The organism is uncultured Chitinophaga sp. (genome assembly GCF_937898475.1).
Taxonomy (GTDB): Bacteria; Bacteroidota; Bacteroidia; order Chitinophagales; family Chitinophagaceae; genus Chitinophaga.
In genome coordinates, this window is record NZ_CALEJS010000011.1 from 107,995 (window position 1) to 128,805 (window position 20,811).

Genomic DNA, 20,811 nt, shown 5'->3' on the forward strand with positions numbered 1-20,811 from the left:
TAAAAAACATATTATTACCACACATTGCGCGGGCAAAGATCGCCAAATTTATTGCCCAGCAGAAACCCGATCACGATCTCATGAGATCCCTTGCTCACCGTATTCAGCGAAGAGCTGGTGTAGTCATACGAATACCCGATGTTGAAAGTGGAATTGATATTGATGCCCAGCATACCCGCCACACCATCGTTGAGCCGGTAAGAAGCGCCCGCCCACACACGGTCGCGGAATTGCACTTTGGCGTTTATATCAAAACCTACCGGGGCAGCCGTAATGAACTTCACCATCACTGAAGGCAGCAGGGTAAGATCGTCTGTCAGCCACAAACGGTAACCGGTAGTAAAGAACAGATGTGGTATCAGCTTGCCGCGGTAAACAGAATCGCCTACTACCTTGCCATCGTCAAAACCCAGGTTCATAGGGATGATGTTCTGCGCAGATGCGCCGATAAAGTAATCCGCAGAATACAACCACAATCCGGCGCTTACATCCGGCTTCCAGCGGTTCAGCAGGGCACTGCTGCCAGCTATCACCGGATCATTCGGATCCTGCAGCTGCAGCTTACCGGCATCCAGTGTAATAGACTGCATACCAACGGAGATGCCTGCACTTAAACTGGTTCTGGGCGCCAACCCGATATGATGGGCATAGGTACCGCTGAAAGAAAAACGGTTCAGCGGCCCTGTTTTATCATTGAGGATAGTGAGCCCTACACCGGGATGCGATGCAGGCGCCTCCCACTCCTTCCAGTATGCCCTGCCGCGCGGGTTCTCCCCTTCTATATCAAAACCGGTAGGCGATGCCTGCGGGTAATCTGACTTGCGAAGCGGCCCATGCACCGTGAGGTACGTAGTTACTGGTGAGCCGTTCAGCCCGGCCCACTGGTGCCGGTGACTGGCCTTTACATCCCAGTAATTCTCAATGCCTGCAACAGCGGGGTTAATAATGAAAGGGTTCATGATGTACTGCGTATAATGCGGCTGTTGCTGTGCTTTTGCCACATAGGTCCCTAAACAGATCAGGGCAACGGCCAGGCATTTTTTATAGATCATAACCTTTTATTTTAGAAGGTTTGAAAGTGTAATGGTCTGAAGGTTTGATATAGTCGTCAACGTTTCAAACGCGTAAACCTTCAAACCTACATATTTTTTAGTCTTTTAGCACTTTAAATTCCGTTCTCCTGTTTTGCTGCCTTCCTTCCGGATTATCTGTTCCGTCTTCATGCTGGTTAGGCGCAATAGGCTGGCTGGCGCCATAGCCTTTGGATTGCAAACGGGCAGGATCGATACCTTTGCTTACCAGGTACTCAACCACACTCCTGGCCCTGGCTTCAGAGAGGCGCTGGTTGAATTTATCCGGGCCTTTGCTGTCTGTATGCGCGCTGAGCTCTATCTTTATCTCAGGATGCCTGATCAGCATATCTGCCAGCTCATCCAATGCAGGATAAGATTCAGGTTTCAGTGTAGCCACGTTGAAGTCATAATATACATTCTCCAGTACCTTCGGTGTTTCAACCGGCGGTACTTCCTTCACCACTTCAGGCACAGGCGGCGGAGGTGGCGGCGGCACCGGAACATGCTTATTGAGGGAGAACAGCTCCAGGCAGCAGTCTGCAGAACGATCAGAGGCCAGCCATGCATCCTGCAGGATGTTATTAGCAGTGCCACGGCTGGTGAAATAGATATCATCCTTTACTGAATTCACCGGATAACCGAAATTCACCGGCGCTTCCCAGTTATCAAAGCCGCCTTTGCTGTAGAAGAAATCATATCCGCCCATACCAACACCGCCGTCGCTGGAAAACACCAGCACACCGGATGCGGCATGGAAGAAGGGCGCCTGTTCATTGTAGGTAGTGTTCACGGTATTACCCAGATTCCTGCTGTTCATGGGCCTTCCCTGCGCATCCAGTTCCGCATACCAGAGGTCAAAGCCGCCATAGCCGCCTTTACGGTCGCTGGCATACAGCAGGTATCTGCCATCAGGCATTACAAATGGCTGCTGCGCGTTGAAGCCGGATGCATTCACCTGTTCATCCAGCGCTGCCGGTTCACTCCAGGCTTCACCGATCTTCCTGCTGGAATAAATAGCAGATGTTTTCTTTCCATCCGACATCTTCCAGCGGGTCAGGAACAGGGTATTGCCGTCGGGCGTAACGCTGATCACACCCTGGTGCTCTTCCTTGGGTTGCGGTATCCTTATCCGGCTGATGCTGCCGGTGTTATCACCGTTCACCTCGGCCTGGTATATACGGTTCAGGTGCACATAGTTTTTACTGCCGCCGCTGTCCGGACGTGTGGAAGTGAATGCCAGCGTATGATCGTTTAGCCATACGGGTGCATAACTGGCGCCCGTGGCATTGAGGCCTGAAACGCCTTTCTGCAACGAATAAAGATGAAGGTCTTTTCTGTTCAGCTGTTCTACGATAAAGCGCAGGTTCTTCACTTCACGTTCTGCAGCGCTGCGCCATTCGTCCTGTGTTGAGTGAATGTCCAGGAAATAGCTGAAAGCTTTTTCTGCTGCCTCATATTTTTCCAGTGCCCGCAGTGCAGTAGCATAGTGGAAGGCCGCCAGCGGGAACTGTGTTTTATCAAACTCCAGCGCTTCTTCGTAGTAAGGCGCCGCCTTCTTATAATTATTCAGGAGGCGATAGCTTTCTGCCAGGTAATAAATAGCCTGCTGTTCGCTGCTCACCACCGTTACCGGTTTTTTGCTCAGGGTCTGCGCCGTATACGGATTATAGGCGGCAGGGCGGACAATCGTTTTACGGGAGGCCAGGTACTTTTCATAATACTCGGCGGCAGAATTGTAGTCTGCTTTCTTATAATAGTGATCGGCCGCTTTCAGGTAGTCGTAGGTAAACTGAGCCCTGGCAACCATCGCTGCAAAAACAATAGCAGCTGTAAGGAATATCTTTTGCATGATCGTCTTTCTTTTATAATCTTGGACAAACAAATTCCACCTCCGGCGTTTTGCTTTTTCTTCTGCCGATGAAGGTCAGGGATATTTCAAAGCTGTTGGAGCCGTTCACCATCTTACCCAGGTCTGATGTATTGATATCATAGCTGGCGCCCAGCGTTAGTGTTTTATAAATAAATCCGGCATATGCAGAAACAGCATCTTTCAGGCGATAGTTGGCACCCAGCAGGAAGTCTGTATTCATAGCCGCATTCATCTGCGCATAAGCGCCTATCATCTTCTCAGAGGCAGAGCCCTGGCGCATGTACATAACGTTAGGTGTAAGGCTTATCTGTTCGGAAAGCGTGAGCCTCACACCCGCATGACCGATATAACGCATGGGGAAACGGGCATCGCCCTTGCTGCTGAACTGATCTTTAGGTTTTGTCAGATGCGATACGGAAAAGCCACCAAACACATTCGCCATCTTTCCGGGTGCTGCATCATAATACAGTACACCGGCGCCTGCATCAAATGACATGGCGGAGGTCCGTGTCAGCACATCAGCAGAAGGTGCGCCGGGATTGTAACCGGTAATAGGGTTCCACTGATCGCCGAACGTAAGCTTGGAAGGATCAAACTTTCGCTGTATAAAGCCAAGCTGCATACCAAAGGCCAGCTGGTGGGTCTGCGCTGCGCCGAGCTTTACGCCTGTGTAGGCAAAGTTGGCATAGCCGGTTGTGTAGTTATAACCACCGTCGCCGGCGCTCTGGTTCAACACGCTGGCGCCAAAGTTGAAGTTCCTATCTGTCCGGATATCTGCCGCTGCGCCAAAGGTGGAGAAGGGGCTGGTAACGTTGCCCCACTGTGTGCGGTAAATGGCAGATAAACGGTAGTCGCCGTCAAATGCACCCGTCAATGCGGGGTTCAGCCATGCGGGGTACACATAGTACTGGGAAAAGTGCGGGTCGATCTGCGCCTTTGACTCGAAGGCGGAGAGCATCATAATGATCAGTAAGAACGATGTTATAAAGATAGCTTTCATCTTGAAAAACAGTTTTATCGTTATCTTAAAATGGTTACATGTCCCGTCAGCGGGCGAAATCCATTCTGGAGTTTGATCACATAATAGTAAGTGGCCAGCGGCAGCATTTTGCCGTTCCAGGTACCGTTCCAGGGAGTGCCATAACCGGAGGAAGAGAATACCCGCTGTCCGTAACGGTTATATACTTCCACGGTAGCGCCGGGGTAATCGCCCAGGTTGGGAATGGTCCAGGTATCATTGATACCGTCTCCGTTCGGAGAGAATGCATTGGGTACATTCACCGGTTTCAGTACGGTCACTGTCAGTGCATCGCTGGCAGTACAATTGCCCTGCCCTGTTGCCGTGAGCGTGTATGTCTGATCCTGCATAGCGATCAGTGATGGCCTTAATACAGCCGGGTTGGTCAGGTCGCCGGCGGGTGTCCACAGGAAGGTCAGCACAGACGAATCATTGGCAGCAGGCCTGAACTGAACCAGCGTGCCCTGTGTTACCGTAAAGGAAGGACCTGCGTCTATCACCGGCTGCAGGTATACGATCACCTGGTCAGTGAATACATTGGACACACAGCCAGCCGTGTTGGTAACGGTAAGCGTTACATCATAGTTACCAGGTGCATCATAACGTTTCACCGGGTTACGGGTGGTAGCGGTGCTGCCATCTCCAAAATCCCAGCTCCATTTGGTAATGCTGCTGTTAGGCGCTGTACTGGCGTCAGTGAACACATTGTCTGTTCCCTGGCATAAGGTATCCGGTTCAACAGAGAAGCTGGCAATGGGTTTGTCATAGAACTTATCCAGCACTTTAGTGGTATCGTGTACACAGCCAAAAGCGGATGTAGCCGTCAGTTGTACATTGTAGGTACCTGCTGCCGTATAGATATGTGACGGGTTGGGCGTGGTAGCCGCTGCCGTACCGTCTCCAAAGTTCCAGCGATAGCTGAGTGATGAATTATCTGCTACGGTGGAAGCGTTGGTAAAGACAGCGTTGGCATCCGGCAGACAAAGCGCAGCCGGCAGTGTGAAGTCGGCTACCGGTTCCGGATGTACGTTCACCGTATGCGCGATGGTATCACTCAAACAACCGTTATCACTGATGGCCACCAGCTTAACATTGTAGGTATTGTGTGCACTATAGTTCTTCGTAAATACGTTACCGTTGTTGTAGGTAGCGCTGCTGCCGTCTCCGAAGGTCCATTTCCAGCTGCTGATGCTGCCGGAGGGGATCTGCGACTGGTCTGTAATAGTTGCCGCCTGTCCTAAACATATATCGGGACTTGCAGTAAAGGCCGCAGCAGGTTTTGGATACACTGTGATTGTACCGGAAACGGAATCCTTACAACCCGTAGCAGTGGTAAATACATACCAGATGGTGTGCGTACCTGCTCCCGCCTGTGAAGGCCTGAAATTACCCAGGGTGTCAGTGCCCGGGCCGCGGTAGGTGCCGCTGCCTGTAACACCATTGAGCACACTGCCTTTTGATACGGATATGGGAACCTTCACATTCTCACAAACCGGCGCCAGTGCTCCGAATGCCAGTTGCGGTTTCAGGTTAAAGCTGGCAGTGATGGTCGTATCACTGGAACAGCCGTTCGCCGTTGTAGCCGTATACCTGATATTATAGGTACCGAAAGTGGTATAGGCGTGTGTCGGACTGGCCAGGTTAGAGGTGTTCGGGTTGGCAGGCGTGGCATTGGCATCGCCAAAATCCCAGGCATGTGTACTGATCGCCTGCCCGTCCGGCACAGTAGAAGTATTATTAAACTGTACAATACCATCCACCGGCAAACAGTTCTGCGGGTAGGCAAAGTTGGGTACGGGCTTAGCATACACGTTCACCGTTCTTACCACGGTATCACTGATACAGCGGTCACTCACCTTTACCACATGTTTAATGGTATAGGAATTATAGTCCTTGTAGGTAATAGTCTGCTGCACAGCACTGGTGTCTGTACGAACCGTATCGTTCCCGAAATTCCAGTACCAGGTTTTGATGGGGGCTGAACCGCCGAAAGTGGAATTATCCGTCAGCGTTACATCTCCTCCCTCGCAGACCGCTGTGGAAGAAGCCGTGAAATCTGCCACTGGTCTGGGATGAACAGTGATCGTCCTGGTAGTATCACCCACACAACCTTCTTTGGAAATGCCCTGCAGCTGCACGTTGTGGGTACCCGCCGGGAAGAGTTTCCATACGTTCTGCCCGCTGTCCAGCGCAGGACCTGCGAACTGCCATTTCCAGCGGTCGATCAGGAAGCCATTGGTACTGCTGGTATCCCCTTTCAGGTAAACGGTGTCCAGCGTACAGCCGCTATGTGTCCAGGAGAAATTGGGCTGTGGTTTACCTTTTACGATCACCGAGAAATTCACTTCCTCTGTATTGGTACAGTTCTCTATGCTGGGATGGGTAGTGAGTATCGGTATCTCAAAAGTATCAATCGTGTTAAAGGTGTAGGTTTGCGGCAACGTGTATTTGTAATAGGTAGCGCCATCCACCACTACAGTGCCCGTGCTCACCGGCGCATTATCTGTTATATCTGCATTAGGCGTCACTACGCTACCCAGTTGGCTGAGCTTCCACACCATTTTGGTGGGCTGGTAGGCAATGAGCACCGACAGCTCTACCGGCGTATTGGTACAGGTAAATTCGTTGGTGATAGAAGTTGAATCCAGGGTGTTATGGATAGCCCCCACTACGTTCAGGTTATTGATCAGGGTACCCGCGTTATAACCATAGCTCTCCACACTGCCTATACCATAGGTTACAGCGGTAAAGGCGGAATCGCTCGTAACAATACACTGGGCCTGCGCCGCATTCCACCTTTTGATGACGACTGTATATCCGGCTTTGTTATGCGGGTATGCATGCGTCCACGCATTGGGTACACCGTCTATCTGCAGGGAGTTCAACCCGCTGTCAGGTATGATCAGTGTGAGGTAATTATAATTAATGCTTTCCCGGGTGTTACGGTAAAAACCAATATGCTTGATAGCCTGCGCTACCGGGCTGAGATAGATCATTTCAGGATCTCCGTCGCCACTGGTATTATTACAGCCACCGACAGACGACATAAACTGGGCTACCAGCACCGGTTTATCCGCTTCAATGTAATTGGTGGCGTTACTGGTAAATTCGTAGTAAGCATTATCTATTAAACCTGTTAACTGGGTACCATTCCTGTATACTTTTGTTGTCGGGTCCTTTACCAGCACCTTGTATATATCCGTACGGAAACTGGTGGCCGAACTGCTATTGGACTGTGGTGCCGTCAGGTAGAGTTTACCCCAGGCCTGCGAAGGAAAGATCTGCTGCATATTGTTATCCCCGCCACCGGCGCTTCCCCCGGGACAGGATATATAGGTACGGCTGCTGCCCGAGAATACGGCTATCGGCGAACAGGTACCGGCTGCATTACCGATAGACCGTACCTTGGTACCCGTGAGCTCATTACCGTAACCGCCGCCTAAAGTGGCGCCGATCAGCTGGTACACCTCGCCTCTCTGCAGTGTCTGAGTGAAAGGAACACCTGCTGCGCGGCCATTACGGCTGGGTTTTGAGGGAGTGACCTCGATCACGGTATTATCTTCTTTGGCGATCACATACATCCAGGAAAAGCAGTTGTCCTGGTAGTACTGCTGGCTGTTCAGTGACACATAAGAGTAACCCCATGTTTCCACCGGCATCAGCATGGTAGCACCGGAAGAGGCGCTGCCGTAAATGTGGGCATAGGCTACGATAGGTACATCGCTGGTGATCTGGATTACTTTATTGGAGAAGACCCCTTCCCCGCCGGTCCCCCCAAAAGAGGGGGGCGGCGAGTACAAACGGGCATCATAGAATCCCGCTTTGGGAATATTTTCTGTGGCTATCACGGTATTAGCGGGAATGCTGTAGTTACGTACCCAGGCAGTACCAAATATCCTTACGGTTACGTTGGCCGGTTGTTCCGCACTGAGATACAATACCATTTCCTGGCTGTTGCCCATGCCCGGCTCCATAAACTGGTGGTGCCCGTAGGCCACCCAGAACTCTTTACCCCTGTTGGATAAGTTCTGGGCGCCAGCCAACATGCTTTGCAACAGCAATCCTGTTAATAGGGCGATAGCGCGATACGTGCTGTTCATAGATAGCTAATTAGGTTTTACATTACCGGATCAGGTTAATAGCACCTTTTTTGTCTACTACAGTACCATCCGTCAATTGCAGTCTGCAAACATATATATAAACCCCGGAAGGTTGTTCCTTTCCTTTGTATTTACCATCCCATCCTCTTGACTGCGTATTGGTCTCAAACACCTTTTCACCCCACTGGTTGAATATCATAAAGTGCACGCTCTTAATAATATAGCCATACACTTTCAGCTCATCGTTCAGGCCGTCGCCGTTAGGTGAGAAGGCATTGGGAATGAAGACGCCATCCGGTAAAGTTTTGCCTGTAACCGGGGCAGACAATCTATCTTCACATCCTTTCGCTTTTACGATCAGCGTAACGCTTTGTACAGGTTGCAAACCGGTAACGGTATGACTGAGGCCTGTTTCACCGGAAGAAGGAATGTTCCAGGTATTGCCATCGTCAATAGACACTTCGTAACCTGTTGCATTCGGCACTGCGGCCCATTTGAACCTGATCAGGTTCACACCCACAGAATCCACTTCGGCCACAGGCGTTACCAGCTGCGGGAATACAGTAACCACTGCTTTCGTGCGTGCTTCGCCGGCGCAACCTGCTTTCACCGCTTCTACATAATAGATGGATGTGTTGGTAATACCGGGTATGGTGAAGCTGCTGCCGCTGCTTATCACCGTGCCGCCGGTAACGGCATCGTACCAGTTGTAGGTTACATCCGGGTCAGGATGCTGTACCTCGAATGTTGCATCAGATCCGGCGCAAACCATCAGCGTGTCTCTTACCAGCAATACCTGCGGAGCCGCGTTCGCCGTTACAGGAATAGTGGTATCGCCTATACAACCCTCTTCTGCAATGATGCTCAGCTTCACATTGTATACGCCTGCTGCATTGAATTTCTTGGCCGGGTGCTGTATGTTGGAAGTATCAGTATCTGCAAAATCCCATTTCCACTGGCTTACCCCTACTCCGTTGGCGGTGGTCACTATTCCGTTGAACCGTGCAGTATCGCCGATACAACCGGAATAAGACACGTCAAAGTCAACCACCGGCGCCGGTATAACCGTTACTGGCAGGATCGTTTCCAGGCTGTTGCCACAGCTTTCTATATCCGGGTGCGTCATAACAATGGGCACATAGTAGGTACCGGGTGTAGAAAATACGTAGTTAGAATCTACTGTGAATTCAAAGTACTTACGGCCATTCACCTCTACAGAATCCACCGGTACAGGATTAGCCTGGGTTACATCTGTATTGGATGTCAGGTTGCTCACTTCACTGAACTTCCATGTTAAGGAAGTAGGCTTCACAGAGATCAGCATGGAGAAGCGGAACGGTGTTTTGGCACAGGTGTATTTGTTGGCCTGGCCGCTGCCATTGTAGATGTTATTGAAAGACGGCAGCGCGTTCAGGTTCTTCACCAGTGTACCGGCATTGTAGCCATAGCTTTCTGCACTGCCTTCGCCATAGGTAATGGCGGTAAAGGCAGAATCACTTGTTACAATACACTGGGCCTGGGCGGCATCCCAGCGTTTTACCACTACGGTATAGCCAGGCATATTGTGGTGCGGATACACGAAATCAAAGGAATTGGTGCCGTCAATGAGTAATGAAGACATACCGGCTGTAGGAATGATCAGGGTGAGGTAGTTCACTGCGATACCTTCTTCCGTATTGCGGTATAATCCCATTTTCCTGATGCCCTGCTCCAGCGGACTGATATAGATCATTTCAGGATCGCCGTCGCTCAGGGTGTTGGGACAACCTCCGTAAGAAGCCATATACTGCGCCACCATCACCGGCTGGTCTGCCTCTATGCGGTCTGCACTATCGCTTTCAAACTGGTAGTAACGTTTGTTGATCAGGTTTGTTAAGAGCTGGCCGTTCCTGGTTACCCTGGTAGCGGTATCTTTTACCAGTACACGGTAGATATTGGTCATTAAAGACGTAGGATCATTGTCTATGGATGTGGGCGCTGTCAGGTAACGTTTACCCCATGCCTGAGACGGGAAGTTCTGCTGGATAAGGTTATCACCGTTACCGCCGCTACCGCCGTCGCAACTGATGGACGTACGGCTGCTGCCGGAGAACACGGCAATCGGGTAACACTTACCGGCTGAATTCTGTACAGATCTTACACGGCTGCCGGAGAGGTCGAACCCTGAGCTGGAGTTATCGCTTATTAAAGCGCCCAGCACCTGGTAAACCTCACCTTTGTTCAGGGTTACCGTAAACGGCACCTCTGCCTGACGGCCACCCAGTGTACGCTGGCTCGGTATGATCTCTACCTGGGTATTGTCATACGCGGCCACTACATAGAACCAGGAGTAAGTGTTGGATGAGTAGCTCTGTTTGGTTGAAAGTGTGTAATACTCATATCCGTAAGTACCCACCGGTAACAACATGGTGGCGCCGGATGAAGTATTGCCATAAATATGCGCATAGGCTACAATGGGTATGTCACTTTCAATGCTGATACCTCTTTCTGAAGCGCCTTCCTGCAGCAGGCGTGCGTCAAACAGGCCTGTCTTGGGCAATTCCTCGCTGGTGATCACCGTGTTGGCAGGTATATGGTAACGCTTGGCATAAGAAGTACCATTAATACGTACCGTTACATTCGCGGAGTCTTCTGCGCTCAGGTACAGTACCATACCCTGCTCGTTGTAAGAGCTGTAGTTGGGATCAAAGAACTGGTGATGGCCATAACCTACCCAGAACTTCGTGCCCCTGTTGGAACTGTCTGCCGGCTGCAGGGTGACAGGCGGTGTTACCATGCTGCCTTTCAGCCCCGTGTATTTATCCACGTAAGGCAGGCTGTTATCTGCAATAATGTTCTCTATATCGTCTATCAAGCTGCTGTCGTTCACCTGCCATGCATCGGCAGCGTCTGTTCTGCCCAGCCTGATATCGGTTTGCTTCTGGAATGAGCCCTGCCATGAATCCACATAGTATTGCTGTACGGAGAAGCCGCTGGCAGGCGCGCTGGCGTCTACATCCGTATAGAAGTACATAAACTCTTTGCTCTGGTCTACATTGGGCGGTATTACACCGGAGTAGCGTCTTACCCCTACGGTATCAGGCGCTGAAGGGCCCCATGTGATCTTGGTAACCGTATCAGTACCGAACATGAAGGTCTGCGTAACGCCAGGCGCCGGTTGAGCCGGTGTTGCCGGCAATGCAGGCGGCAATACGGTTGGCAGGAATTCGTAAGCGCCCATATCCGGCACGCCTGCGATCAGGGTAACAGGTCTGATGCTGTCCCTGATATCCCGGTCGTTGCCAGGTACCTGTACTCCACGGCCATGGATGGCCCATACATCCGGTACATTCACTGCAGGCTCCAGGGTGGAGTCATTCTCAAATGCCGGTTTGTATACAATGGAGCTCAGGTCCAGGTTACTCGTATCCCTCCACAATTGCAGGCTGGCATAGCTTTCTGCCGGTGTGCCCCTGCGTACCAGGTTAGCGCCGGTAGTATAGAAGGTATTGTAATCGCTGTTGATCACATCAGGATCATATGCATACAATGCATTACCTCCTGCCTGGTGAGAGAAGATGTTATTACGCAGCTTCACAAAACCATCCGGGTTGAAATAAGCCGCCGCATTATTGGTTGCGGAAGTAGCTGTACTCAGTACGGAGTTATTGTAATAATTGGTGAACTCGTCCTGGTAGCTGTAAATACCGTAGGAAGTGCTGCCGGATGTCTTAATGCTGATAACGTTGTTCACCACATCATTATAGCTGGAGTAATAGTTAGACAAACCATACAGGCTGCCGGTATTACCGGTAAAGGCTTTTATCCTGTTATTGGCAATTCTGCCAGGCAGGAGCTGTGTGGCATCGCTATAGTATACATAGATACCATAGATGGTGCCGGTAGTATTCCTGATGCTGACGTCATTGCCGCTTATCTGGTAGGCTGTATCGCTGTAACCTGCATAGATACCGTAGGAAGTACTGCTGCGCGGCGCGCTTACAGTTACCGTGTTCCTGCTGATCCTGATGCGGTTAGTGTAGTAAGTATAGATGTTGTACTGGTAAGATCCCGTTACGGTATTACTATCTATTACCAGTGTGGGCAGCAGGTTATCTGTAGCAGTACCCGATATATTGATACCGCTGCTGCCGTTGTTAATGGTATTGCCTTTGATCACATTATCGGCGCCTTTCAGATCATCTGCATAAATGCCGGCCACATTGGCGGTACTGCTGGATGATACAGGGGCGATAATGATATTGTTCAGCAGGCTGTCGGAAGAAGCGGTGTTGGCCAGTTCTACTACCCTGCCGTTGGTAGTGCCGTTTGATTTGATGGTGATCTCCTTATAGGTCACATAGCTGGCGCTGTCCAGTTTCAGTACATAGTTAGCTGCACTGGTATTGGTAAATGCCAGCGTTACAGACGCAGCATCATGATCACGGCTCTGGAAAGTAATGCGGCTGGTATCGGAAGCTCCATATACCCTGTGCATCCTTACCTGCTCTGTATAAGTACCGGGGAATACATTAAAGGTGACCCATCCTGCGATACCGCATTCCAGGGCTGCTACAGCCTGCGTAAAGGACTGGTAGTTCCTGTTACCTGCCGGGGCAGCCGGGTTAATGGTATAGAACCCTGAGGGCAGCGGAGCGTTCATGTTCACAAAAGCAGGTGTTGAGTAGGCGGTATCTGTTCCGCCGCAGATGATCATACAACGGAAATAGTTCTCCATTGTAAGCTCAGTTTTAAATTCCTTCACATAGCGGGTTTCGCTGATCGCTCTCCAGGGACCCGCAGCTGTTTTACCCGCAAACCACTGGTACACCTGTCCACCGCCGGATGTGTTACCAGTCAGCGTCAGCGCTATATCAGCGCCCAGGCAAACATTGGAGGCAGGGTTAGCCACTGCGGTACCACCTGCAGGCGGAGTTACACAGGGCGGTATGCTGATCTCGAATGCGCCAATATCGGGCGTAGTGGTGCTTCTTGTAATGCCGCGTATATCAACCGGTACGTTCAGCGGGGTACCGGTATTGTCCAGCGGAGAGATCACCGGTGACAGATCGCCTCCGGCAATATCCGCATAGATAGGATCTGTGCTCATACTGCTGGCATCCTGGAAAGCCGTGGTCTGCCAGGTTTGCAGGGTGGCGATATCGGCGCCATAGTAGCCGAAAAAGCCCTGCGTGCCGCTTACGTAAAAATCATTATAGTCAGACATGATATCGCTGTTGGTGTTACCAATATAGATACCATGCTTACGACCCGTTCCGGTACGGGTAACGGTTCCAATGTTATTGAAGATCCGTATGCCCGCTACTTCACCTTCCACGTAGTAAGCCCTGGTATAATCAGTTCCTGTATAGGAGGCATCATCCAGCGATACTGTGTTATGATAGTACCAGTTATTATCTGCGTAGTAGTTGCTGATACCGTACTGGTAGCTCTTACCATTGATATTATACAGCAGGTTGTTCACTACCAGGTTTTCCTGTCCTTCCTCCGCATTGGCATACTGCATGTAGATACCATAGAAGTCATTGGTGGTGTTCGGTTCACCGCCAAAAGGATTGGTAATGGTATTGCGGGATACTACCAGCTTATTGCTTTCATAGTATACATTGATAGCGGACACCGTATAACTACTGTTGGTACGGGTGGGACGGCTGATCGTATTACCTTCTACCAGGCCATTCCGGGAATAGCTGATGTAAATGCCGCTGGAGTAGAATTCGCGTATATCGTTATTGATAACACGGTTGTTCCTCAGCATCTTATCATCATCGCCAAACAGGGTAATACCATAGTAACCGCCTATAATGGTGTTACCGTCAAAAGTATTGCTGTCGCACAGCGTAGCACCGGAGCTGGTAGCACTGTTATCAGAAGCGCTTACAACAATGCCTGCGTAATCTGAAAAAGTGGAGGTAGTAGAAGTAATGATCCGGCATTTACGGATGGTGTTGCTGTCTGCATTATTGATCAGCTGTACACCATATCCATAGCTACCGCTACCTGTAGCGTCTATCACCAGGCTGTCAAAAGTCACATGGTCTGTACGGCGCAGCTTGATCACAGCGCGTTCGTCCGTACTGGTAGCACTGAATTTGATCGTATTCCCGTTGCCTTTGAATGTGATGGTATTCACCGCAGAAGCGCCGGGGATGGAATCCAGGATCAATTGCTCCAGGTAAGGCGTACCGCCTGCTTTCACATCAAATATCACCGGACCTGCAATACCGCACTCCAATGCTGCCTTGGCAGCATTAAAGCTGGTATAGGTCTTGGGAGTACCTGGCGCAGCATCCTTGTCTATAGTATAGGTATCGCCGGGCAGTGCCTGTGTAACCGTTAATTCTACCGGTGCAGAATAGGCCGTGTTACCGCTACAGGTCACCGCTACCCGGTACCAGGAAGTTACCGCTGCGGTAATAATTGTATCCGGGTTGGTCAGCGGGCTGCCCAGGTTGGTGTAGGGTCCTGCTGCGCTGGAGGCCGCCTGCCACTGGTATGTTTGCGTCAGGCCTACGGAATTGCCGGTAAGACTGAACGGCACACGCACATTTACACATACCGGGTTCACTGCCACGGTAGCAGTACCTGGTGTAGGAGGCACCGTACACGGAGGCGGTGTAAATTCGTAAGCGCCTATATCCGGTGTGGTGGCGTTACGCGCCGCGCCGTTAATATCAACAGGGTAACCGGCGGGCATGCCGCGGTTATCGATAGATGCGTTCACAGGACTGTAATCGCCTGTGGACACGGAAGTGAACATCGGGTTGGACGTAAGGGAAGTGGTATCATGTCCGCCGGTAGCAGTTTGCCAGTCAGACAATGTAGGCTGATTGGAAGAATAATAGCCGATAAAGGCATTACCTGCATTAGGGGCAATGAACAGCACGTTCCTGTCTGAAATTATGCTGCTGGTGGTAGTACCAATGTACATGGCATGCTTGGAACCAGGACCTGTACGGGTAATGGCCACAATGTTGTTGATGAAGGCCACACCATCTACCTGGCTCGTAGTAATGTACAAGCCGCGGGTAGCATAGGAAGCACTGGTAGTGCTGCCATCCAGCGCAATGGTATTGTGATAGTAATATACGTTGTCTGAACTGCTGTTATAGAACGCATATGCCAACCCTGCGCCGGTGATATTATAAATAAGGTTGTTGGCCACAATGTTTTCCAGGCTTACCAATGCATCCACACCAGTGAAATACACGCCGTAAAAGTCATTTGTATTGGTAAGCGAACCGCCAAAGGGATCCGTGATGCGGTTCCTGTAGATGCTGTCCTTGGTGTTCAGCTGGGTAAGATAAACGCCGTAGAAATCATCTACCGTGCTACGGGTGGGGCGGCTGATGGTATTCCCGGTGATCGATGTATTGAACGTATAGCTCAGGTACAGACCATAGGTGTAGAATTCCTTTATCTGGTTATTAAGGATCTTGTTACTGCCGTTGGCGAAGTTGCTGCTGCCCACCAGTGTCATACCATAATACCCGCCGGTGATAGTATTACCGCTGAATACGTTGGCATCACATTTCGCATCTCCGCTGCCTGTTGGAGAAGTAGCGGAAGAGCTTATCACGATACCCGCAAAGCTGGTAGAAGTAGAAGTAGTATTTATATTGATGGTACAATTGTTAACAACGTTGGAATCAGCGTCGTTCATCAATTGCACGCCATACCCGTATTCTGAAGAAGTAGCGCCGGTTGCCTCGATTACCAGGTCGTTGAAAATGATGTGATCTGCACCATCCAGCTTAATGGTAGCCCTCTGATTGCTGTTGGTGGATTTATAGGAGATCGTCTGCCCGTTACCGTTAAACGTCACTGTATTGGCGGCAGACGCACCTGGTACAGGCTCCATTATCAGCTGTTCTTCATATACACCGCTGCCAGCTAATACGTTAAACACTACCGCACTGCTGATCCCGCATTTAATGTAGTTATAGGCGTCGTTGAAAGAATTAAAGTTGCGGGCCACTACAGGATCTGTAGGTGCGCCCTTATTAATGGTGAACACACCTGATACCAGCGTGGGAGACGATACCTGCACACTGGCAGACGGCGCAGAAGCACCGCCGTTGGTACAGGTAACAACGCAGCGGTAATAAGTGCTGGCGGCCTGTGTACCAGTATAAGCGGGCGCAGTAGCGCCGGGTATATTGGTCCAGGTGGTATTATCAGGAGATGATTGCCATTGGTAGCTCAGACCGGAGGCCACTGTGGCACCGGTAAGGTTGAGTGAAAAAGTACCACCCAGGCAAACGCTGCCCATGTTGCTGACAGCAGTACCGCCATTGGGCGTACCTGTACAGGGTGCTGCCGCCTGCCATGTAAAGATAATATTGGGACGGGTGGTAGCTGTACCGTTGGTGATGGTACCGGTATAATCGCAAAGGCTCCCCTGGTTATCCGTTGCATAACCACGGGAAGCATTGAACGACAGGCCGGTGGTCCAGGGCACGGTAACATTACCGCTCCAGTCGTCACCGCCGTTACACACCTCTACTATAATATTATCCGTGCCATTCCAGAAAAATGATCCTCCGGTGAACGGAAACGCGTTTATACCCATTACAGGCGTATAGTCTACCGGTCCGTAACGCGCCGCACCGGTGTTTTCCCAGCCGGTGGCAGTAAGGCTGTTCAATGAGGTAGTTGCGATCTTGATGGCATACTGTTCAATCGTTTCCGCGCTGTTCATTGCTACCACATTGAACTTAACGGCACTGATCATGCCGGGGCCCATGCCTGCGGCGGTGAGCTCAGATGCTCTGAAAAGATATTGGGCGCGGCTGCCTTCCCAATAATCCTGTAATGGGGCGGGATACGAACTGTTCCCGTTACCGGTGGTGCCTGTGCCGATGCTGATATCTGTCTGCGCCATGGCGCTGGAAGCCAGCAGCAGGAGCATCAGGCCGGGAATAAGGGTTTTTCTGAATAGTACAGTAAAAGTATTTAGCATAACGGTACTTTTTTCAATCATTGATATAGCTTTATGTTGATCACTTGAACCAGGTTATCCAGGTTTTACCGTCCCTGGCACTGACCATGTCCCAGGCAAGGGGACCTATCTGTACCAGGTAATAACCTGCAGCATCCGTCAGCTGCAACCGTGTTCTTGTGATAGGGGTTTGATCGGGAGGAAATGTGCCGAGGTAACCGTAATAGGTGAAACCAACTCTTCCATCGGCGCTGAAGGTGGGCTCTCTGAAAGCAGGCCCGTACCGTAGTGCAGCCTCATTGCCTTCTACAGTTACAAAACCCAGGAGATCATAAGGGCTGCCATCATATTGCGGCCACAATCCCATGAAGTAATAACCCGGGAGTGTTTCGAGGCCGAATGCATCGTCCACACCATTGGAATGAAAGCCAAATGGCGCCACCCAGTAGCTCAGGCTTCTACCCTGCTCCCACCAGCGGCGCGGGCCCTCCTTTTCAGGAGCCAGTGGCTGGGAAAAGCCTGCGATGGTCACGTTCTCTCCATTTGCAGTGCCTCTTATCAGTTGGTTGCTTTCGTCCCAGCTGGTGTTCTCAATACCGGCAATAGTCTGCCCGCCATCTGTAAAGGCAGGTGCAAATGCCACACCTTTTGGCGTGTAGTAAAAGCCGGTCTCAAATTCCTGCCTGGCGCCACTCTCATCCAGCCATATAAACCTGATGATGTGGCCGGATTTGTTGATAATAATATCATACTGCTTACCGCCGGCTGTAAGCCTTTTCCAGTAAGTGAGAAAGTCTGTGATATGTTCAAAATCCCGGTTACGCTGCTGCCCCAGGTAATCAGCCTGCTCCTGCCGGGTAGCCTTTACCAGATAGGCCTCACACTTATTAAACCTGCCGGTAAGCCGGATGGTATCACCGGATATGCTATCCAGTGAGAATTCAAAATCAGCACTCAGTCCCGCCCCATATGCACCATCATTCACACCCGCATCCGGATCGGATAACAAATGCACATAAGAATAAGTATCAAATAACAAACAGGGCTGCTGCAGTGCTTTCAGGCGATAGCTGCTTTCCTTCAGGGTGGAAGCAGTGCCTGCGTCAAAATCAGCAAGCATGCTTACCCGGTTATTATCATTGAACTGGAAGTAAAACCCGAATACGCTGCGGGGTACTCCCTTCGGGAAGATCAGCCCCTTCCACCCATAGGGTGCATTCACCAGCTCCTGCTGGTATTTATTCAGAGCGGCTGTGATCCTCGCATCGGGCGACTGGTCAAAAACCGGGTCGTCCTCTTTCTTACAGGCAGTGAAAGCGGAAATAGTCAGGATCAGGTATAATAAATATTTTCTCATAGTGTTGGTTTATGTTGTATGACGTGATACGCAGGTTGCTGCTCAATACAACAGCTGATCTATTGTTTTACGGGTTTTGGCCTGCAGGCTGTAGAAATCTATTTTCCAGACGGTTTTAAAGTATTCTACTACCATGGTCTCTTTCCTCCGCAAACGCGCCCTGGCGTCTGCCTGGCTCATACCGTTAATACTGGTGCCCGGAGGAATGCTGTTCACGATCTTCTCAAAACCGGCCTTCCCTTCTACCAGCATCATAGAGATCATCTCTACAAAATCCTCGTCATAGGCAGACATTGCATAGGCAGTTACAAAACCGTCCTGCCTGGCGGCAGCATCGGAAATGTTATTCCAGTTACCGGTGTAATAACCGGTGCTGATCTGCTTGAACTCCTGCGGATACATGATGGTCTGGTGCAGGATATGCCCGAACTCATGTTCTATTACATGGAACATCTGCTTTACATTGAGAGAATCATCAGGCTCATAACCCGGCATATCTTTTGTCCGGAAATCATTCAGCAGGTACAGTACCACTTTACGGCCGCCTTCTGCAGTGCCCAGGGTAATAGTGCCGTTCTCGTTCCAGCTGGCGCTGCCAGACAGGATAAAGAATTTGGGACTGTACTTTTTGAAAAAGGTAAGTCCTGCTTCTTCGATATAATTGTTGATCCATACCTTTTTGATCGCAGACATTACCGGAATCACCTTTTCTTCTTTGGGAGGCACCAGTACTTTATTGAGCTCAAATTCAAACTGGTCCCATTTATACTTTACCGCGATGTTATAGGGCACGGTCAGGGTATCGTACAGCCAGTGGTCCAGCGGACCGGGCGTCCAGGTATCGCCACCCAGGCCGGGAATATCTTCTATCTCACCCAGATCATCCTCTTTGGAGCAGGCCGCCAGCAACGCCAGCGATATGCAGAATAAAAGTGTGCTAATCGTCTTCATGCTTGGTTATTTTATATTGCGCCGGGTAAATGATGTTTATCTTGGATTTAATGCTATACCGGAAGTAGTGGCTGACTGCGGGATCTGTAATACCCTGCGTTTATCATCGGCGGCCAGCACATAAGTCTGCCCGGTCCTTGTTCCATGTGTAACAGCTACCTTGTAGCGTTGCAGGTCAAACCAGCGCATACCTTCCTGCACAAACTCAGCGCGTTTAAAATCAAGTATGGTGGCCAGCAGTCCAGTCTGCACATCACTGGTGCCGTAATAAGTCCGGATCTTCGCGGCCGTAACCGCATGCTGCGATGCGTTGTAGTTGCTGATCCTTTTGCTGGCAAACAGGTTAAGGTCCTGCAGCACAGCAGCGGTATTACCCAGGTAAGCATTAGCCTCCGCCCGGTTAAACAGCACCTCTTCCGTGGTGAACAGGGGCACCATCACATAAGGATCACCAATCGTTGCATTTACGGAAGCCTTTACAAAGTATTCAGTGAGCTTGGGTACGAAGTAATCCTGGTTACCATAGTAGTATACGGGATAGGCCCATCTGCCGCCAGTTACATTATAGGCCAGTATGGAAGTCTGCCGCGCATAGTCCATACCATAACGGTAACGGGGGCCATACCTTCCATAGAGAGAAGCGGTTTCCGCCAGCAGCAGGTTCGCATTTTCTGTAGCATTGGCATACGTGTTCCAGATCTGTGCGGGCGACATATTGGCGTAAGTGGTGTTCCAGGGCCGCATGTTGGAGGCCAGGTCGTTATTGCCAAACACCTGGTTGGCATATTCCACCACCCTGGCATAATCCTTTTTGAACAGGTAATAGCGGGTGGCAAAAGCATAAGCAGCGGCCCTGTTAAAATGATAACGTGGAACTGAGTAAATATCATCACTGATCAATGGCAAGCCTTCCAAAAGATCTTTTTCCACCATATCATAAACATAGGCCACCGTCTTACGCTCATATTGTTTGATCACCACCGTTTCCGGCTCCGTTACATAAGGTATACCGGGGTCTGAAGCGGCAGTAGCGGGATCATAAAATTTAGAGAAGAAGGTAACCAGCATAAAATGAGCATAGGCCCTTGCCACCAGCGCTTCTCCGCGCTGGCGGATGTAGGCCTGCGTATTACCGGCCTTATCACAGGCCTGTAACGCATGGTTGGCGGCAGAAATGGCATTATAACAGGCATGCCAATACGCTTCCGGTGAGTCTTCTTTATCATTCTGCACATCATTGAACATGAATGGATCCTGGTTCACCCGCTCTACCACACCAGTGCCCTTATCGGTCACATTATCAGTCATCGCTTCGCAGAAGGTGATGTAATTTGATTTAGGATAAGCAGTTCCCAGTAAACGGGATACCTTTTCCGGTGTGCTGAGATCTGTCCAGGTACTATCCGGCACCTGGTCCAGGTATTTGTTACACCCGGCAAATATCATCGTCCCTAAAAACACAGAGAAGATTATGATACGTTGTTTTATCATACTGTCCTTT

8 protein-coding genes are annotated in these 20,811 nt (G+C 50.4%); all 8 read right to left on the bottom strand.

Annotated elements, in window-relative coordinates; translation table 11 throughout:
- Positions 1-14 precede the first annotated feature (14 nt).
- Positions 15-1,052 (bottom strand): type IX secretion system membrane protein PorP/SprF, encoded by a 1,038-nt coding sequence (locus Q0577_RS02270; protein WP_298732394.1) that lies wholly within the window; start codon positions 1,050-1,052, stop codon positions 15-17.
- Between the two features lie 97 nt (positions 1,053-1,149).
- Complete coding sequence (locus Q0577_RS02275; protein WP_298732396.1) at positions 1,150-2,922, bottom strand: OmpA family protein; 1,773 nt, start codon at positions 2,920-2,922, stop codon at positions 1,150-1,152.
- Positions 2,923-2,935: 13 nt separating this feature from the next.
- On the bottom strand, positions 2,936-3,943 hold the full coding sequence (locus tag Q0577_RS02280; RefSeq protein ID WP_298732398.1) for a PorP/SprF family type IX secretion system membrane protein: 1,008 nt from the start codon (positions 3,941-3,943) through the stop codon (positions 2,936-2,938).
- A 20-nt stretch (positions 3,944-3,963) separates the two neighbouring features.
- Positions 3,964-8,061, bottom strand: a complete 4,098-nt coding sequence (locus Q0577_RS02285) for a PKD domain-containing protein (RefSeq protein WP_298732400.1) — start codon at positions 8,059-8,061, stop codon at positions 3,964-3,966.
- Positions 8,062-8,083: 22 nt separating this feature from the next.
- The gene (locus tag Q0577_RS02290) at positions 8,084-17,023 is read right to left on the bottom strand and encodes a gliding motility-associated C-terminal domain-containing protein (protein ID WP_298732402.1); all 8,940 of its coding nucleotides are present in this window, start codon (positions 17,021-17,023) and stop codon (positions 8,084-8,086) included.
- Between the two features lie 40 nt (positions 17,024-17,063).
- Positions 17,064-18,359: a DUF4302 domain-containing protein gene (locus tag Q0577_RS02295; RefSeq protein WP_298732404.1), complete on the bottom strand. Its 1,296-nt coding sequence runs from the start codon at positions 18,357-18,359 to the stop codon at positions 17,064-17,066.
- Between the two features lie 42 nt (positions 18,360-18,401).
- Entirely contained in the window at positions 18,402-19,310 is a 909-nt protein-coding gene (locus Q0577_RS02300; RefSeq protein WP_298732406.1) for a putative zinc-binding metallopeptidase, read from the bottom strand.
- A gap of 36 nt (positions 19,311-19,346) precedes the next feature.
- Positions 19,347-20,801, bottom strand: a complete 1,455-nt coding sequence (locus Q0577_RS02305; RefSeq protein ID WP_298732408.1) for a RagB/SusD family nutrient uptake outer membrane protein — start codon at positions 20,799-20,801, stop codon at positions 19,347-19,349.
- Positions 20,802-20,811 lie beyond the last annotated feature (10 nt).

Bases quoted from the DNA above. Each gene is read 5' to 3' on its own strand.
- Q0577_RS02300 (WP_298732406.1), bottom strand. From the start codon at position 19,310: ATGAAGACGATTAGCACACTTTTATTCTGCATATCGCTGGCGTTGCTG.
- Q0577_RS02295 (WP_298732404.1), bottom strand. From the start codon at position 18,359: ATGAGAAAATATTTATTATACCTGATCCTGACTATTTCCGCTTTCACT.
- Q0577_RS02305 (WP_298732408.1), bottom strand. From the start codon at position 20,801: ATGATAAAACAACGTATCATAATCTTCTCTGTGTTTTTAGGGACGATG.
- Q0577_RS02270 (WP_298732394.1), bottom strand. From the start codon at position 1,052: ATGATCTATAAAAAATGCCTGGCCGTTGCCCTGATCTGTTTAGGGACC.
- Q0577_RS02275 (WP_298732396.1), bottom strand. From the start codon at position 2,922: ATGCAAAAGATATTCCTTACAGCTGCTATTGTTTTTGCAGCGATGGTT.
- Q0577_RS02280 (WP_298732398.1), bottom strand. From the start codon at position 3,943: ATGAAAGCTATCTTTATAACATCGTTCTTACTGATCATTATGATGCTC.
- Q0577_RS02290 (WP_298732402.1), bottom strand. From the start codon at position 17,023: ATGCTAAATACTTTTACTGTACTATTCAGAAAAACCCTTATTCCCGGC.
- Q0577_RS02285 (WP_298732400.1), bottom strand. From the start codon at position 8,061: ATGAACAGCACGTATCGCGCTATCGCCCTATTAACAGGATTGCTGTTG.